The following is a 15,534-nucleotide window of genomic DNA, read 5'->3' as shown; positions in this document are numbered from 1 at the left end:
AAACCCGGGTTTCATGGTGAGGAATGGCGGGAAACAACCACGGTTCGCCCATGCCGACGATGTGGCGGACCGTTCCGGTTCGCACCACTGACCAGGAAGAACACCTTTGAACCCACTGGCCCGCCGCGGTCGGTGGCCCTTCCCGTGGTGAGTACACACAGCCTGCCCCGCGGTCGTTCGAACCCTACGTCAACTTCGCTGTGCGGGGATTCCCGGAAGGGTGACGAGGATGCGGCAGCCGCGCGCCGATTCGGCCACGCCGATCCGCCCGCCGTGCAGGTCCACGGCCCAGCGCGCGATGGCGAGCCCCAGTCCCGTACCGCCGTCGCTGCCCTTGCCGTGCGGGGCGACGACCGAGCCCCGGTTGAACCGCTCGAAGACCCGGTGGCGCTCCTGCTCCGGAATGCCCGGCCCCTCGTCCACGACCTCCAGGTCCAACGACTCCGGCTGTCGCCCGCGGCGCGCCCGCACCGTGACCCGGCCGTGCGGCGGCGAGTGCTTCACCGCGTTGTCGATCAGGTTCGCCACCACCTGGTGCAGCCGTTCGGGGTCCGCGTGCGCGGTCAGCTCCGGCGGCGACACGTCCAGGTGGAGGTGGACGTCGGTACGGGTGTGGTGGCCGGAGCCGGACGCGAGCCGGCGCTGAGCCCCCGCCAGGTTCGCCTCCTTGAGCACCCCCGACAGGTACGGCCACACCTCGAAGCGGCGCGCCCGCAGCGGTACGACACCGTTGTCGAGGCGCGACAGGTCCAACAGGGTCTCCACCAGCCGGCCCAGCCGCTCGGTCTGCGTCAGCGCCGTGCGCATGGTCTCGGGGTCGGCCGCCGAGACGCCGTCCACCACGTTCTCCAGCACGGCGCGCAGTGCGGCGATCGGGGTGCGCAGCTCGTGCGAGACGTTCGCCACCAGCTCCTTGCGGTGCCGGTCCACGGCCTCCAGGTCGTCCGCCATGCGGTTGATCGTCGAGGCCAGGTCGCCCAGCTCGTCCCGACGGTCCGCGCCGCGCACCCGCTGGGTGTAGTCACCGTGCGAAATGCCCTTGGCGACCGTGTTCATCTCGTCCAGCGGCGCGGTCAGGCCGTGCGCGAAGAACTGGGTGATCAGCAGGGTGGCGATCACCGAGAAGACCGTGATGAAGCGCAGCTCGGTGGAGGTGCGCAGGGCGACCAGCAGCAGCCCGGTGGTGATGAAGACGGAGACCACGACGAGCGTGCCGAGCTTGGTCTTGATCGTGATCGGCACGGCGCCGCGCCGGCGCACTTCGCACGGCTCGGCCCGGGCGCCGCGCCGCGCCGGCCCCGTGCGCTCGCCCCGGCCGCCCGCGGCGGGGGTCGGGCGCGGGGCGCGCCGCGGCCGGCCCTCCCGGGCGGTCGGCTCCGCGTACGAGGGCGGCGCCGAGGGCGCGGGAGCGGCCCGGGTGCGCCGTCTCATGGCGCTGGCGTCTCCAGTGCGTACCCGACGCCGTGGACCGTACGGATCCGCTCCGCACCGATCTTCCGGCGCAGCGCCTTGATGTGGCTGTCGACCGTCCGGGTGCCGGAGGCGTCCGCCCAGTCCCAGACCTCGGCGAGCAACTGCTCCCGGGAGAGCACCGCGCGGGGCGTGTTGGCGAGACAGACCAGCAGGTCGAACTCGGTCGGGGTGAGGTGCACGTCGTCGCCGCGCACCCGCACCCGGCGCTGGGCGTGGTCGATCTCCAGCTCGCCGAGCCGCAGGATTCCGCTACGCGGAGTGACCGCGGCGAGCGCGGCGCGCTCCACCCGGCGCAGCAGCACGTGCACCCGCGCCGCCAACTCCCGCATGGAGAACGGCTTCGTCATGTAGTCGTCGGCGCCGACGCCGAGGCCCACCAACATGTCGGTCTCGTCGTCCCGGGCGGTCAGCATCAGCACCGGCACCGGGCGCTGCGCCTGCACCCGGCGGCAGACCTCCAGGCCGTCGAAGCCGGGCAGCATCACGTCCAGCACCATCAGGTCGGGCTGCCAGGCGTCGGCCGCGTCGACGGCGGCCGGGCCGTCCGCCGCGGTCTGCACCAGGAAGCCCTCGGCCCTCAGACGTGCGGCGATGGCGTCCACGATCGTCGAGTCGTCCTCGACGACCAGCACCCGTCGTTGCGCGCCGGGCGTGGCCGCCACGCTCGTTTGGGTGGTGGTCTGTGTCTGTTCCATCGCCCGCCCCTGTAAGCGCTCTCGGGAGATTCACGCTCGTTGTAGATCCGGTGTGTAGTTCAGCAGACTAAGCGCACTGCGCACCAGCCTGCTACGCAGGCCGAACGCCGAGGTGGACCACGTCCGGTACGCCTCGGGCAACCCGGATCTCTTCGGTTCTTACCCCGCTGAATCCGGCATTCCGTAGAGCCCGTTCAAAGGTGGCGGAAGGTCGGGCGGACCAGACGGCGAGCACCCCTCCCGGTCGCAACCGGCCGTGACACAGGGCGAGTCCGGCCGGTGCGTACAACGCGTCGTTGTCCTCGGTCACGGTCCAGTCGGGGCCGTTGTCGATATCCAGACATAGCGCGTCGTACAGGTCGTCCGCCTCGCGGAGATGGGTCAGCAGGTCCGTGCGGAGGATCACGCTCCGGGGGTCCGCGAGCGCCGGTCCCGAGACGGTCGCGAGCGGGCCCGAACGGTGCCACTCGACGATCGCCTCCTCGCGTTCGACCACCGCGATCCGGCCCCAGTGGGGGTTCCCCGCGGCGTGCGCCAGGGAGAAGCCGACGCCCAGTCCGCCGATGAGCAGCGCGGGTCGCTTTTCGGCCGACTTCGGGGTCGTGGCGTCCGCGGCGGCGGTCAGGGCTTCGAACGCCGCGTCCACCAACCGCCGCTCGGAGCGGCCGTCCGAGGTGTCCATCAAGAAGCATCCGTTGGCGATGATCTCGTGGTGATCTCCCCGGCGCCGCAGGACGATTTCCCCGTGGGGGCCGTCTCGGCGGTCGAGGGTGACGGGCTGGGGCACAGAACCTCCGGTGCACTGCGGGCGGCGCGGTGGGGCCATGGTGGCCGGGTCGGCGGCGGTGTGCGAACGGATAAGGCCAAAGTGCGGCCGGGGCGTCCCGGCCCGGCCGTATCCCGCACTTCAGCAGGGTGATCGCTCAGAGCGAACAAGGGGCGGGGAACATCTGGGGGAGCCAGTGCATTGAGTCGGTACAGCTCAAGTTCACTGCCAAAGGGGAGATCATGGCTGCTGAGTCCGACGCCTTCACACCGCTCACCCTGCCCGTGCTGCCGCTGGACGACGAGGTCGTCCTGCCGGGCATGGTGGTGCCGCTTGACCTGACCGACACGGAGGTGCGGGCCGCGGTCGAGGCCGCGCAGGCCGCCGCGCGCCCGTCCGGTGCCAGCAAGCCGCGGGTGCTCCTTGTTCCCCGCGTCGACGGCACGTACGCCGCGACCGGTGTGCTCGGGACCGTCGAGCAGGTCGGCCGGCTCTCCGACGGCGACCCCGGCGCGCTCATCCGCGGCCGGTCCCGGGTGCAGATCGGCGCCGGGACGACCGGTCCCGGCGCGGCCCTCTGGGTCGAGGGCACCGCGGTCGACGAGACCCTGCCCGACCCGCTGCCCGGCCAGGTCCTGGAGTTGGTCAAGGAGTACAAGGCCCTCGCCACCGACTGGCTGAAGAAGCGCGGTGCGTGGCAGGTCGTCGACCGCATCCAGCAGATCGACGGAGTGTCCCAACTCGCAGACAACGCCGGGTACTCGCCCTTCCTCACCACCGCCCAGAAGATCGAACTGCTCGACACCGTCGACCCGGTCGCCCGGCTGCGGCTCGCCACCGACCAGCTCCGCGAACACCTCGCCGAGCAGGACGTCGCCGAGTCCATCGCCAAGGACGTCCAGGAGGGCGTCGACAAGCAGCAGCGCGAGTTCCTGCTGCGCCGCCAGCTCGACGCGGTCCGCAAGGAGCTGCGCGAGCTGAACGGCGACGCCGAGGGCGAGGAGTCCGACGACTACCGCTCCCGCGTCGAGGCCGCCGACCTGCCCGAGAAGGTCCGCGAGGCCGCCCTCAAGGAGGTCGACAAGCTGGAGCGGGCCAGCGACCAGAGCCCCGAGGGCTCCTGGATCCGCACCTGGCTCGACACCGTCCTCGAACTGCCGTGGAACGAGCGCACCGAGGACGCGTACGACATCCAGGGCGCCCGGGCCGTGCTCGACGCCGAGCACGCGGGCCTGAAGGACGTGAAGGAGCGGATCACCGAGTACCTGGCGGTGCGCAAGCGGCGCTCCGACCGCGGCCTCGGCGTCGTCGGCGGACGGCGCGGCGGCGCGGTGCTGGCGCTGGTCGGCCCGCCCGGCGTCGGCAAGACGTCGATCGCCGAGTCCGTCGCCCACGCCATGGGCCGCACGTTCGTCCGCGTCGCCCTCGGCGGCGTGCGCGACGAGGCGGAGATCCGGGGCCACCGGCGCACGTACGTCGGCGCGCTCCCCGGCCGCATCGTCCGGGCGATCAAGGAAGCCGGCTCGATGAACCCGGTCGTGCTGCTCGACGAGATCGACAAGGTCGGCTCCGACTTCCGCGGCGACCCCGCCGCGGCGCTGCTCGAAGTCCTCGACCCGGCGCAGAACCACACCTTCCGCGACCACTACCTGGAGGTGGAACTCGACCTGAGCGACGTGGTCTTCCTGGCCACCGCGAACGTGCTGGAGGCCATCCCGGAGGCGCTGCTCGACCGGATGGAACTCGTCCGGCTGGACGGCTACACCGAGGACGAGAAGGTCGTCATCGCCCGGGACCACCTGCTGCCGCGCCAGTTGGAGCGGGCGGGCCTGGCGGCGGACGAGGTGGTCATCGACGAGTCCGCGCTGCGCAAGCTCGCCGGCGAGTACACCCGCGAAGCGGGCGTGCGGAACCTGGAGCGGTCCGTCGCCCGGCTGCTGCGGAAGGTGGCCGCGGAGCACGAGTTGGGCGACCGGGAGCTGCCGTTCACCATCGGCGCGGAGCAGTTGCGCGGGCTGATCGGACGGCCGCACCACGTGCCCGAGTCCGCGCAGGACCCGGCCGAGCGCCGGACCGCGGTGCCCGGCGTCGCCACCGGCCTCGCCGTCACCGGCGCGGGCGGGGACGTGCTGTACGTGGAGGCGTCCTTGGCCGACCCGGAGACGGGTGCGTCCGGGCTGACGCTGACCGGGCAGCTCGGTGACGTGATGAAGGAGTCCGCGCAGATCGCGCTCTCCTTCCTGCGGTCCCGGGGCGCGGAGGCGGAGCTGCCGGTGGCGGACCTCAAGGACCGCGGGGTGCACATCCACTTCCCCGCGGGCGCGGTCCCCAAGGACGGCCCGAGCGCGGGCATCACGATGACGACGGCGCTCGCGTCGCTGCTGTCCGGGCGGCCGGTCCGGACGGACGTGGCGATGACGGGCGAGGTGTCGCTGACGGGCCGGGTGCTGCCGATCGGCGGCGTGAAGCAGAAGCTGCTGGCGGCGCATCGGGCGGGGATCACGACGGTGGTCATCCCCAAGCGGAACGAGCCGGACCTCGACGACGTCCCCGCGGAGATCTTGGCGGGGCTGGAGGTCCATGCGGTGACGGACGTCCGCGAGGTCCTCTCGATCGCGCTCACCCCCGCGACCCGCACCGTCCCGGTGGCGGCCTGACCCCGGGGCCCGAGCCTCATCCGAGGCCCGGGCCCCCGGTGCGCCGGGACGCGAGCGCCGTTGCCCCTGCGGGGGCGATGGTCTCTGCGACCCGGTGGTGGGTTGTTCGCGCAGTTCCCCGCGCCCCTGTTTCGCTACCCCCGTCATATGTCTGCGGGCTGGAGGTGGAGGTTTTTAGGGGCGCGGGGAACTGCGCGAGCAACCGCAGACGGCCCGCAGAGACCAACATGCCTCCAGGGGAAACGGCGGGGGTGTCTCCGTGGCGCCGCGCAGCGCAAGCCGCAGGGGTGGGGGCCAGCCGGGCCGCAAGAAGCGCGTGGGCGCGACAATGTGGCACATGGACGATCCCACCGCCTTGCGGGGCGAGTGCTCCGCGTGCCTCGGGCTGTGCTGCACCGTGCTCCCCTTCCGCGCCTCCGGCGACTTCGCCGTCGACAAGACCGCCGGCACCCCCTGCCACAACCTCACCGCGGAGTTCCGCTGTGCGATCCACACCCGGCTCCGCTCCAGCGGCTACGCCGGCTGCACGACGTACGACTGCTTCGGCGCCGGGCAGCGCGTGTCCCGGCACTTCGACGCGCAGACCGCGGCCAGCGCCGCCGTGGTCGAGGCGTTCCCCGTCGTACGGAATCTGCACGAGCTGCTCTGGTACCTGACCGACGCCCTCACGCACCACGCCGCCCGCCCCCTCCGCGGCCGGCTGCGGGAGCTGTACGCGGAGACGGACGAGCTGGCGCGGCGCACGCCGCACCAACTGCGCGCGGTGGACGTGGACGCGCAGCGGCAGCAGGTGAACGCGCTGCTGGTGCGGGTCAGCGAGTTGGTGCGCGCCCCGGTGCGAGGGCGCAAGAAGGACCGCAGGGGCGCCGACCTGATGGGCGCCCGACTGCGCGGCGCGGACCTGCGCGGCGTCAGCCTGCGCGGTGCGTACCTGATCGGCGCCGACCTCGCCGGCGCGGACCTGCGCCAGTGCGATCTGATCGGCGCCGACCTGCGCGACGCCGACCTCGCCGGCGCCGATCTGCGCGGCAGCCTCTTCCTCACCCAGATGCAGGTGAACGCGGCCCGGGGCGACGCCGCGACCGCACTGCCCGCCGCCCTGGACCGACCGGCGCACTGGTCGTGACGGGCAGTGGGTCGCGCACGCCCTACGGCCGGCTCAGCCGTTGGCCAGCGCCACGACCCGGTCGTAGGCGCCGTTGAACTTGTTGTGGTCGCCGACGATCGGCCCGGACGAGGTGTACTGCCACATCGTGTAGAAGCCCCAGCCCGCCGGCAGGGTGCCGGGCGTGGTGTTGTACCGGGCGATCCACAGCGGGTTGCTCGCACCGAAGCCGCTGTAGTTGCCGGTGCACTGGGTCCACCAGCTCGTCGCGGTGTAGATCACCGCGTCCCGCCCGGTGCGGGCCCGGTACCGGTTCAGGAAGTCCCGGATCCAGGTCACCATCTGGGCCTGCGTCTTTCCGTAACAGGCCGCGCCGTACGGGTTCCACTCGATGTCGAGCGCGCCCGGCAGCGTCTTGCCGTCGCGCGACCAGCCTCCGCCGTTGTTGACGAAGTAGTCCGCCTGCGCGGTGCCCGACGCGGTGTCCGGGGTGGCGAAGTGGTACGCGCCCCGGACCATCCCGATGTCGTACGAGCCGTTGTACTGCTGCGCGAAGTACGGGTTCTTGTAGTACGTGCCCTCGGTGGCCTTCACGAAGGCCCACTTCACGCCGCTGCTCCACAAGGCGGACCAGTTGACGTTGCCCTGGTGGCTGGAGACGTCGACGCCCTCGGTCTGGACGGCGCGGGTCGGGACGGGCAGCGCGCCCTGGCCGTCGTGTTCGACGACGCCCATGCCCATGTGGGCGGAGCCGCGCGGTGGGCGGTCCCCGTCCTGGGGGGCCGGTGCGGCGGTCGCGGCGGTGGCGAGGGGGGACAGGACGGCGAGGAGCGTGCCGACCGCGGTCGCGAGGGTGCGGCGGGGTCTCATCGACGTGTGGTGGGGGACGGTCGTTCCGGATCTCTGCACGGACATAAGCGTGCCTCCGACGGCGCTCGGTGGGGGGATCGGACGGAGCGTCGGCATGACCGCGATGGACCAACATGGTGTGGACATGCCATACCTGACGCTACGCACGTAGAAGGGTGTCCGGAAGGGGCCGGGGATGGTGCCGTTGGTCTACGCCTGCGAAATACTGACCGAACTGCAAAGACGGTGGTCATTGACGAAAACTTTCAGGAACCGGAAAGCCTATGAGGGGTGCTGACGTGCACGAAAGCGGTACGGGGAGTGAAGCCAACCCCAACGGTGTGAGTGGTGTGGACCAGGTATTCCTGGCCCTGGAGCGGGAGTTGGCCGTATTCCTACGCCGTGCACGGTCGCAGTCGGGGGAGATGGCGCGCGAGGTGCACCCCGGACTGGAGTCGTCCGCCTACGGGTTGCTCGTGCGACTGGAGGACGCCGGCGCCCAGCGGGCCACCGACCTCGCGGCGTACTTCGGTGTCGGCAAGGCGACAATGAGCCGCCAACTGAGGGCGCTGGAGGACGTGGGCGTGGTCGTCCGCGAGCCAGATCCGGCGGACGGGCGTGCGTCACTCGTACGGCTCACCGAAGAAGGTCTGGAGCGGTTCCGCCGAGTGAGGGACGCGCGCCGCGAACGGTACGTCCGCAAGCTCGTCGGCTGGGACCGCGGCGAGATCGCGGAGCTGGCGAGGCTGCTGCGTCAGCTCAACGACCGGGCGGGGGACTGACGCTGCCGACGGCCCGCTCCTGACGACGGGGACCCGCGGGACCGGGGTCGCGCCGCGCCGGCCCCGCGCCGACGTCCTCGCGGCCCGCTCCGGCCCCGGGCCTCCGTGGCCCGCCCCCTACAACTCGGCGAAGACCACCGCGGCGTCGTCGTGCAGCTTCCAGCGGATCACCTCGGTGCGCTCCTCCGTCGCCGTCTCGACGGCGCGCACCCGGTCGATCAGCCCCTGTGGGCCCTCCCGGCGCACCAGGGCGACGCACTGCGCCCAGTCGCCCTCCTTGAACATGTCGACCCAGCGCGACGCCCCGTCGGTGAGCGCGGTGAGCGAGCGGACCTCGGCGCGCGGGGTGCGGCCGGTCACCGCCCGCGCCGCCACGGACGGGTCCGCCGCCGCGGTGAAGAAGCCGCCCTCGGCGTTGCGCAGCGCGTCCGCCGAAGCGTGGGTGCGCAGCGCCTCGCGGGGCAGTCGGTCGAGCCGGTCGTCCAGGACCGCCCGCACCTCGCCGCCGGGCGCTTCCACGAGCAGGGCGGAGTCCGAGAGCACCAAGTGCTCGACGTCGTCCAGCGGTCCGCCCCAACGCGCGAGGACCACCGTCGCCTGCGGCGTGCGAACGTGAGAAAGGTCACAGGTTTGCCGGTGGGAATCCGCGGTGCGGCGGATTGCCGTGGAGAGGATTTCGGTCAGGGACAGGTCAGGTCGCGTCGTGGAGAGTTCGAGCAGCGCACCGCCGAGGTGCGCGGTGAACCAGGGGACCCCGTGCGCGCAGCCGTCGTCGCCCGTCGGGGGGGTCACTCCGTCGAGCACCACGAGCGATCCGCCCTGGCCCGAAGCGGGCAGGGCTGCTGACGCCCAGTCTTCGTTGGGCCGTTCGGCGGATCCGGGCGACGTGGCGAGTTCAATGCGCATGACGCACAGTCTGCATGACACGTTCACGTAACCCCCACACCCGGCGGAATCCTCCGTACGGCCAGGTCAGCGTGGGTCTGTCGGTGTGATGACACCCCCGGTGGCATATGCGGGCGCGCATCCTTCCAAAGCCGGGCCGGAAGATCCAGTCAGCCTTGCGGAACCATTCATTCCGGCAACGCAGTGAAGTTGTTCGCCAACTCCCCGGTGATGTTCACTCGTTCAGGTGGCGGAGCGGCCGATGCGCGCCTCCTACCCAAAAGCACTGGAATCGTCTGAACGCGTGCCAGGGGTGGGGTCCCGCGTGTGACCGGCCGTCATCTCTGCTTCATGGTTCACGGCTGGACGAGTCAAGCAGGATTGCGAGCACCGGTGCAGAAGAAGCGGCCTTCAGGGGCCCCTACGGCCGCCCCACCGGCCCCTGAGACGTTCCCCGTTCACCACCCCCCGGTACCCGTCGGAAACGGCCGTGCCAAGCGGCTGCGCAGCAGGCTGGTCATCGGGGTCGGCGTGGTCGCCCTCATCGTCGGCGGCGCGGGCGCCCCCGGCGTGCTCGACGGCTCCGCCGACCTCCACGAGTCCCAGCGCCTGGTGACGCTCGCCGAGCTCAACCGACAGGCCGTCACCCTCGCCCACTCGCTCGCCGACGAGCGCGACGAGATCACCGCGTACGTCTCCGCCGGCCGCGACGAACAGCAGGGCGACGAGGCCGACCAGCGCAAGGTCACCGCCACCCGCAGCGCCCGCGTCGACCGGCAGATAGAGGAGATCCGCGGATCCATCCCCGCCGAGCGCGCCGCGCTGCGCCGCGAGCTGTCGACCGTGCCGTCCCTGCGCCGCACCGCGCTCACCGGCAAGGGCTCCGCGATGGAGGCCCACCAGGCGTACACCGACATCATCGGCAGCCTGAACGCCCTGGCCGACGAACTCGCCGAGAAGACCCCGCCGCGCGCCGCCGAGGGCACCCGCGCCCCCGCCGCCCTCGGCCAGGCCGTCGAGCAGGCGTCCGCCACCCGCGGACTGCTGCTCGCCGCCCTCGCCGTGCCCGGCGGGAAGCCCGAGAAGGAGTACGACCCCTACACGGGCCGCACCGTGACGCGGGAGAGCGACGCCCAGAAGAGCGCCGCCGGCGCCCGGGACGCCCTCAGCGCCGCCGCCCAGCAGGCGCAGGTGCGCGAGGTGGCCGCCCTCGCCGACTTCGACCAGGCCGCGAACAAGGCCGCCCGGGACTCCCTCGCGGCGACCGTCACCGGCGCCGAGGTCAAGGCGGCGGAGGAGTTCCTGGCCCGCCTCACCGACCGGCCCGAGCTCTCCGACAGCGAGTTGGAGACGGACCACGCGGAACTCGCCGCCGCCCTCACCGCCCGCATCGAGCAGATGCGCGGCGTGGAGTCCGCCCTCGCCACCCAGCGCATCAGCAGCCTCGAACAGCTCCGCGACGACGACGTCACCGCGCTGGAGGTGCGCGTCGCGATCCTCGGCGCCCTGCTGCTGCTCTCCATCGCCGTGCTCGCCGCCCTGCTGCGCACGATCACCCGCCCGCTGGCCGTGCTGCGACTCGGCGCGGCCCGCGTCGCCGGCTCGCCCCAGGCCGAGGAGCCCGTCACCTTCACCGGCCGCAACGACGAGTTCGCCCAGGTCGTACGGTCCCTCAACACCCTGCACGGCAAGGTGCGGGAGCTCGCCGCCCGGGCCGAGGGGCCGGACGCCGACCGCCGCGCACCCGCCCAGGACCGCGCACCCGCCCAGGACCGCGCCCCCGGCGCCCCCGCCGCGCCGGCCACCGCCCCCGCCGAGAACTCCAAGGCGGCGGCCGACGCCGCCCGCCTCGCCGCGGAACTCGCCGCCGAGCGCGCCGCGTCGTCCCGCGCGCTCGACGAGCTGACCACCGAGGTCGAGCGGCTGCGGCACACCGTCGACCACACCTTCGTCAACCTCTCCCTGCGCACCCTCGGACTCGTCGAGCGCCAGCTCTCCGTGATCGAGAAGCTGGAGGAGCGCGAGCAGGACCCGGAGCGGCTGGCCACCCTCTTCAAGCTCGACCACATGGCCACCGTGATGCGCCGGCACAGCGAGAACCTGCTGGTGCTCGCCGGCGTCGAGCACAGCCAGGGCCACCCCGGCGGGGTCCCGCTCGTCGACGTGCTGCGCGCCGCCGTCAGCGAGATCGAGCGGTACGAACGGGTCGTCATCCAGTCCCTGCCGCCGCACGCGCAGGTCGCCGGCTTCGCCGCGGACGACCTCAGCCACCTGATCGCCGAACTGCTGGAGAACGCCACTTCGTTCTCCCCGCCGGACGCCCAAGTCGAGCTCTCCGGCTGGCTCCTGGAGAACGGCGAGGTCATGCTCTCGGTCCAGGACAGCGGCATCGGGATGCCCGCCGCCCGGCTCGCCGAACTCAACGGCAAGCTGGAGGACCCGGCCGGCTTCGAGACCTGGCACAAGGCGCGCGGCAAGGGGAAGGGCAAGGCCAAGGGCCGCGGCCCGCAGCCGGGGAAGGCCGCCTCGGGCCAGTCCGCGCGCACCCGGTCGGGGAAGTCGTCCACCGACGCCGAGGGCCTCGGGCTGCGCGTCACCGCGCTGCTCGCCGCCCGCCACGGCGTACGGGTCCAACTGCGCGACGGCAAGCACGGCGGGCTGACCGCGGTCGTGGTCCTGCCGCAGCCGCTGCTGCCCAAGGAGCCGCCGGCCGAAGGCCGCAACGCGCTCACCGACTCGGGCACCATGCCCGCCGTCCAACTCCCGGGCTCGGTCGCCGAAGCCAACTCCAACGCGCTGCCGACCACCGCCCGCGCGGCCGTGCCGGCGGCCCCGTCGCGACCCGGCGCCGACCCGCTGGTGGAGGCCGCCGAAGCCGCCGTCCGCGCGGCCGAGCCGGAGGTGCACGGCCGGGTCGCCGACGGCGACCCGCAGACCGACGGCATCCACGGCATCGACGAGCCCACCTTCGAGATGCGGCTCCCGAGCCTGCCCGCGGCCGCTTCCGACGACCACCGGACTTCGGTGCCCCCCGAGCGGGAGCACCGCCAGCACGTACAGCACGACCAGCACGTACGCAACGAGGAGTTCACGGCGGTCGACGAGACCGGGACCGTGCGGAGTGGGGACACCGCACGGCCGACGGAGCCTCCGGCCCGAGCCGGCCAGGACGCCCCGACCGGTTCGAGCCGATCCGCCGCACCCGTGGGGCGCGTCACCGACAAGGGGCTGCCCAAGCGCACGCCCCGGGTCGTCAAGCCCGCGGAACCGACCGCGGGGCGCAAGGGCGGCGGCGGCCTGGACGCCGACGCCCTGCGCCGTAAACTCGGGGGCTTCCAACGGGCCGCCGAGGACGGCCGACGCGAGGCGCAGGCCGAGATCGCCCGTACAACGGCACCAGAAGAGGCGGGGGACACAGTCGAGGAGGCACGCAGTTGACTGCGACCGGGACGTTCGGCCTGAGCAGCGAGGCCCGCAATCTGCACTGGCTGCTGAGCAATCTGGTGGAGGAGGTGCCCGGACTGCGCTCCGTCGCCGTCGTCTCGTCCGACGGACTGCTGCTGCTCTCCTCCGACCCCGCGCAGCACGCCACATCCGGTGACCCGGCCCGCGGCGAGGGGCCGCGCGGATCCAGCGCCGACCTCGCCACCATCGTGTCCGGCATCGGCAGCCTCACCGTCGGCGCCGCCAAGCTGATGGACGGCGGCGGGGTCAAACAGACGATGGTGGCGATGGAGGGCGCCTGCGTGTTCATCATGGCGATCAGCGACGGCTCGCTCCTCGGGGTGCAGGCCGAGGCCGACTGCGACATGTCCGTGGTCGCGTACCACATGGGCCTGTTCGTGGGCCGGGCCGGACACGTGCTCACCCCCGAACTCCGCAGCGAGCTGCGGCAGTCCCTGGAGGTCGGCCGATGACCGCCGCGGCCTCCTCCGCCGGCCCGTCGGCCGCCACGCCCACCGGGCTGCCGGTGCGCGGCGAGAACCGACGCCCCGCCCGGGTGCGCCCGTACTCCCTCACCGGCGGACGCACCCGCTTCGGCCACGTCCTGCTCGTCGAGACGTTCGTCGCCGCGCTCGAACCGCCCGCCGACCGCAGACAACTCCCGCAGGGAGACCTGTCGTCCAAGGTGATGCCCGAGCTCCAGGCCATCGTCGAGCTGTGCCGACGCATGCGCACGGTCGCCGAGATCTCGGCGATCCTCAAGATGCCGCTGGGCGTCGTCAGGGTGCTGCTCAGCGACCTGGCCGACCAGGGAAAGATCCGTGTATACGGCACCGGGCACGGCCCGGGACGCCCGGAACGCGCACTGCTCGAAAGGGTGCTGAGTGGACTCCGCCGCCTCTGACACGCTGTTCGGCCCCCGCCACACGGACGCGGACCACCAAACCGGGCGGATCGTCCTGCCCGAGCCCGGCACCCCCTTCGACCCCGTGACGGCGGCCGAAGAGGGGCTCCAGTCCTGGCAGTTGGACCACAGCCGGGCCCCCACCGTCGCCAAGGTCGTCGTCGCGGGCGGCTTCGGCGTGGGCAAGACCACCTTCGTCCGCTCCGTCTCGGAGATCACCCCGCTCCAGACCGAAGCGCTGATGACCGAGGCGAGCGAGGCGACCGACGACCTCTCCGCGACCCCCGAGAAGCTGACGACCACCGTCGCCATGGACTTCGGCCGGATCACGCTCGACGCCGACCTGGTGATGTACGTCTTCGGCACGCCCGGCCAGCAGCGGTTCTGGTTCATGTGGGACGACCTGGTGCGCGGCGCGGTGGGCGCGATAGTGCTCGCCGACACCCGACGGCTCTCGGACTGCTTCCCGGCGCTCGACTACTTCGAGAGCAGCGGGCTGCCCTACATCGTGTCCGTCAACCACTTCGAGGGATCGGAGCTCTTCGAGATCGAGGACGTGCGGGAAGCCTTGACCATACCGCCGCACGTACCGATTGTGATCATGGATGCGCGCAAGCGGTTCACGGTGATCGAATCACTGTTGTCCCTGGTTGCGCACGCACTCGAAGAAACTCCCGAATGAACCGAGAAAAGAGACTTTCCGGATGCGGAAGATACTCATAGTCGGGGCAGGTCAGTCCGGCCTCCAGCTCGCCCTCGGCCTCCAGTCGCAGGGCTACGAGGTCACCCTGATGTCCAACCGCACGGCGGACGAGATCCGGTCCGGCCGGGTCATGTCCACCCAGTGCATGTTCCACACCGCGCTCCAGCACGAGCGCGACCTGGACGTCAACTTCTGGGAGTCGCAGGCGCCCAGGATCCAGGGGCTCGGCGTCTCCGTCGCGGGTCCGGAGCCGGAGGACGAACCCGGCGGCCCCCGCGGCCGGCTGATCGACTGGGTCGGCAAGCTGGACGGCTTCGCCCAGTCCGTCGACCAGCGGGTGAAGATGGCCGGCTGGATGGAGACCTTCGCCCAGCGCGGCGGACAGCTCGTCATCCACGGCGCAGCCGTCTCCGACCTGGACTTCTTCGCCCGCACGTACGACCTGGTGCTGGTGTCGGCGGGCAAGGGCGAACTGGTGTCGATGTTCGGCCGGGACGCCTCCCGCTCGCCGTACGACTCCCCGCAGCGCGCCCTGGCCGTCGCCTACGTCCACGGTCTGGGCGTGCGTCCCGAGCACCCGGACTACGACGCGGTGCGCTGCAACCTGGTGCCCGGGGTCGGCGAGCTGTTCGTCATGCCGACGCTCACCCTCTCCGGCCGCGCGGACATCCTCTTCTGGGAGGGCGTCCCGGGCGGGCCGCTCGACGTCTTCCAGGGCGTCAAGGACCCTTCCGAGCACCTGTCGCTCACGCTGGAGCTGATGGAACGGTTCACCCCGTGGGAGTACGCCCGCGCCACCAAGGTGGAGCTGACCGACGGCGGCGGCACCCTCGCCGGCCGTTACGCCCCCACCGTACGGAACCCGGTGGGCCGGCTGCCCGGCGGCGGGCTCGTCCTCGGCGTCGCGGACGTCGTGGTGGCCAACGACCCCATCACGGGCCAGGGCTCGAACTCGGCGTCCAAGTGCGCCGCCAGCTACCTCGCCTCGATCGTCGAGCACGGTGACCGGCAGTTCGACGAGGCGTGGATGCGGGGCACCTTCGAGCGGTACTGGAACACCGCCCAGCACGTCACCAAGTGGACGAACGCGATGCTCGCGCCGCCGCCGGAGCACGTGCTGAACCTGATCGGCGCCGCCGGTCAGCTCCAGCCGGTCGCCGACCGGATCGCCAACGGCTTCAACGACCCCGCCGACTTCGAGAACTTCTTCTTCGAGCCGGACAAGGCCGGGGCCTACCTGGCGTCGGTGTCGCCCGCCGGTTAACCGGCGG

13 protein-coding genes are annotated in these 15,534 nt (G+C 72.1%); 8 read left to right on the top strand and 5 right to left on the bottom strand.

Annotation, left to right across the window (positions count from 1 at the left end):
- Positions 1–189: 189 nt before the first annotated feature.
- The 3 genes from ACH4E8_RS02095 to ACH4E8_RS02085 all read right to left on the bottom strand — a co-directional run bounded on the left by ACH4E8_RS02095 (position 190) and on the right by ACH4E8_RS02085 (position 2,994).
- Positions 190–1,431, bottom strand: a complete 1,242-nt coding sequence (locus ACH4E8_RS02095) for an ATP-binding protein (protein WP_398443446.1) — start codon at positions 1,429–1,431, stop codon at positions 190–192.
- On the bottom strand, positions 1,428–2,168 hold the full coding sequence (locus tag ACH4E8_RS02090; RefSeq protein WP_361529274.1) for a response regulator transcription factor: 741 nt from the start codon (positions 2,166–2,168) through the stop codon (positions 1,428–1,430). Before ACH4E8_RS02090 ends, ACH4E8_RS02095 begins: the two co-directional genes overlap by 4 nt.
- Before the next feature lie 91 nt (positions 2,169–2,259).
- Complete coding sequence (locus tag ACH4E8_RS02085; RefSeq protein ID WP_398443444.1) at positions 2,260–2,994, bottom strand: spermidine synthase; 735 nt, start codon at positions 2,992–2,994, stop codon at positions 2,260–2,262.
- Between the two features lie 182 nt (positions 2,995–3,176).
- Here ACH4E8_RS02085 and lon point away from each other — a divergent pair, with 182 nt between their 5' ends.
- The gene (gene lon / locus ACH4E8_RS02080; RefSeq protein ID WP_398443442.1) at positions 3,177–5,591 is read left to right on the top strand and encodes an endopeptidase La; all 2,415 of its coding nucleotides are present in this window, start codon (positions 3,177–3,179) and stop codon (positions 5,589–5,591) included.
- A gap of 337 nt (positions 5,592–5,928) precedes the next feature.
- The gene (locus ACH4E8_RS02075; RefSeq protein WP_398443440.1) at positions 5,929–6,717 is read left to right on the top strand and encodes a pentapeptide repeat-containing protein; all 789 of its coding nucleotides are present in this window, start codon (positions 5,929–5,931) and stop codon (positions 6,715–6,717) included.
- Between the two features lie 33 nt (positions 6,718–6,750).
- Here the strand turns inward: ACH4E8_RS02075 and ACH4E8_RS02070 are convergent, their stop codons facing one another.
- Complete coding sequence (locus tag ACH4E8_RS02070) at positions 6,751–7,611, bottom strand: lysozyme (protein ID WP_398443438.1); 861 nt, start codon at positions 7,609–7,611, stop codon at positions 6,751–6,753.
- 218 nt (positions 7,612–7,829) lie between these two features.
- Here ACH4E8_RS02070 and ACH4E8_RS02065 point away from each other — a divergent pair, with 218 nt between their 5' ends.
- Complete coding sequence (locus ACH4E8_RS02065; RefSeq protein ID WP_398443436.1) at positions 7,830–8,327, top strand: MarR family winged helix-turn-helix transcriptional regulator; 498 nt, start codon at positions 7,830–7,832, stop codon at positions 8,325–8,327.
- Positions 8,328–8,444: 117 nt separating this feature from the next.
- On the opposite strand, the gene ACH4E8_RS02060 is transcribed toward ACH4E8_RS02065, so the two are convergent.
- The gene (locus tag ACH4E8_RS02060) at positions 8,445–9,233 is read right to left on the bottom strand and encodes a hypothetical protein (RefSeq protein ID WP_398443435.1); all 789 of its coding nucleotides are present in this window, start codon (positions 9,231–9,233) and stop codon (positions 8,445–8,447) included.
- 372 nt (positions 9,234–9,605) lie between these two features.
- Here ACH4E8_RS02060 and ACH4E8_RS02055 point away from each other — a divergent pair, with 372 nt between their 5' ends.
- Genes ACH4E8_RS02055 through ACH4E8_RS02035 form a run of 5 tightly spaced genes read left to right on the top strand, consistent with a single transcriptional unit; the run spans position 9,606 to position 15,527 of the window.
- Complete coding sequence (locus tag ACH4E8_RS02055; protein ID WP_398443433.1) at positions 9,606–12,650, top strand: nitrate- and nitrite sensing domain-containing protein; 3,045 nt, start codon at positions 9,606–9,608, stop codon at positions 12,648–12,650.
- The gene (locus ACH4E8_RS02050) at positions 12,647–13,129 is read left to right on the top strand and encodes a roadblock/LC7 domain-containing protein (RefSeq protein ID WP_398443431.1); all 483 of its coding nucleotides are present in this window, start codon (positions 12,647–12,649) and stop codon (positions 13,127–13,129) included. Before ACH4E8_RS02055 ends, ACH4E8_RS02050 begins: the two co-directional genes overlap by 4 nt.
- Complete coding sequence (locus tag ACH4E8_RS02045) at positions 13,126–13,560, top strand: DUF742 domain-containing protein (RefSeq protein ID WP_361529253.1); 435 nt, start codon at positions 13,126–13,128, stop codon at positions 13,558–13,560. The genes ACH4E8_RS02050 and ACH4E8_RS02045 overlap by 4 nt, the downstream gene beginning before the upstream one ends.
- On the top strand, positions 13,541–14,242 hold the full coding sequence (locus ACH4E8_RS02040) for a GTP-binding protein (protein WP_398443429.1): 702 nt from the start codon (positions 13,541–13,543) through the stop codon (positions 14,240–14,242). Before ACH4E8_RS02045 ends, ACH4E8_RS02040 begins: the two co-directional genes overlap by 20 nt.
- A gap of 22 nt (positions 14,243–14,264) precedes the next feature.
- The gene (locus ACH4E8_RS02035) at positions 14,265–15,527 is read left to right on the top strand and encodes a styrene monooxygenase/indole monooxygenase family protein (RefSeq protein ID WP_398443427.1); all 1,263 of its coding nucleotides are present in this window, start codon (positions 14,265–14,267) and stop codon (positions 15,525–15,527) included.
- Positions 15,528–15,534 lie beyond the last annotated feature (7 nt).

Origin of the sequence: Streptomyces sp. NPDC017979, assembly GCF_044328175.1 — a bacterium.
Taxonomy (GTDB): domain Bacteria; phylum Actinomycetota; class Actinomycetes; order Streptomycetales; family Streptomycetaceae; genus Streptomyces.
The sequence above is the reverse complement of the archived record's forward strand: the minus strand, read 5'-3'. Positions and strand labels throughout refer to the sequence as shown.

Coding starts and splice junctions, on each gene's coding strand:
- ACH4E8_RS02075 (WP_398443440.1), top strand. CDS start 5,929: ATGGACGATCCCACCGCCTTGCGGGGCGAGTGCTCCGCGTGCCTCGGG.
- ACH4E8_RS02090 (WP_361529274.1), bottom strand. CDS start 2,168: ATGGAACAGACACAGACCACCACCCAAACGAGCGTGGCGGCCACGCCC.
- ACH4E8_RS02095 (WP_398443446.1), bottom strand. CDS start 1,431: ATGAGACGGCGCACCCGGGCCGCTCCCGCGCCCTCGGCGCCGCCCTCG.
- ACH4E8_RS02085 (WP_398443444.1), bottom strand. CDS start 2,994: ATGGCCCCACCGCGCCGCCCGCAGTGCACCGGAGGTTCTGTGCCCCAG.
- ACH4E8_RS02065 (WP_398443436.1), top strand. CDS start 7,830: ATGAGGGGTGCTGACGTGCACGAAAGCGGTACGGGGAGTGAAGCCAAC.
- lon (WP_398443442.1), top strand. CDS start 3,177: ATGGCTGCTGAGTCCGACGCCTTCACACCGCTCACCCTGCCCGTGCTG.
- ACH4E8_RS02045 (WP_361529253.1), top strand. CDS start 13,126: ATGACCGCCGCGGCCTCCTCCGCCGGCCCGTCGGCCGCCACGCCCACC.
- ACH4E8_RS02060 (WP_398443435.1), bottom strand. CDS start 9,233: ATGCGCATTGAACTCGCCACGTCGCCCGGATCCGCCGAACGGCCCAAC.
- ACH4E8_RS02070 (WP_398443438.1), bottom strand. CDS start 7,611: ATGTCCGTGCAGAGATCCGGAACGACCGTCCCCCACCACACGTCGATG.
- ACH4E8_RS02035 (WP_398443427.1), top strand. CDS start 14,265: ATGCGGAAGATACTCATAGTCGGGGCAGGTCAGTCCGGCCTCCAGCTC.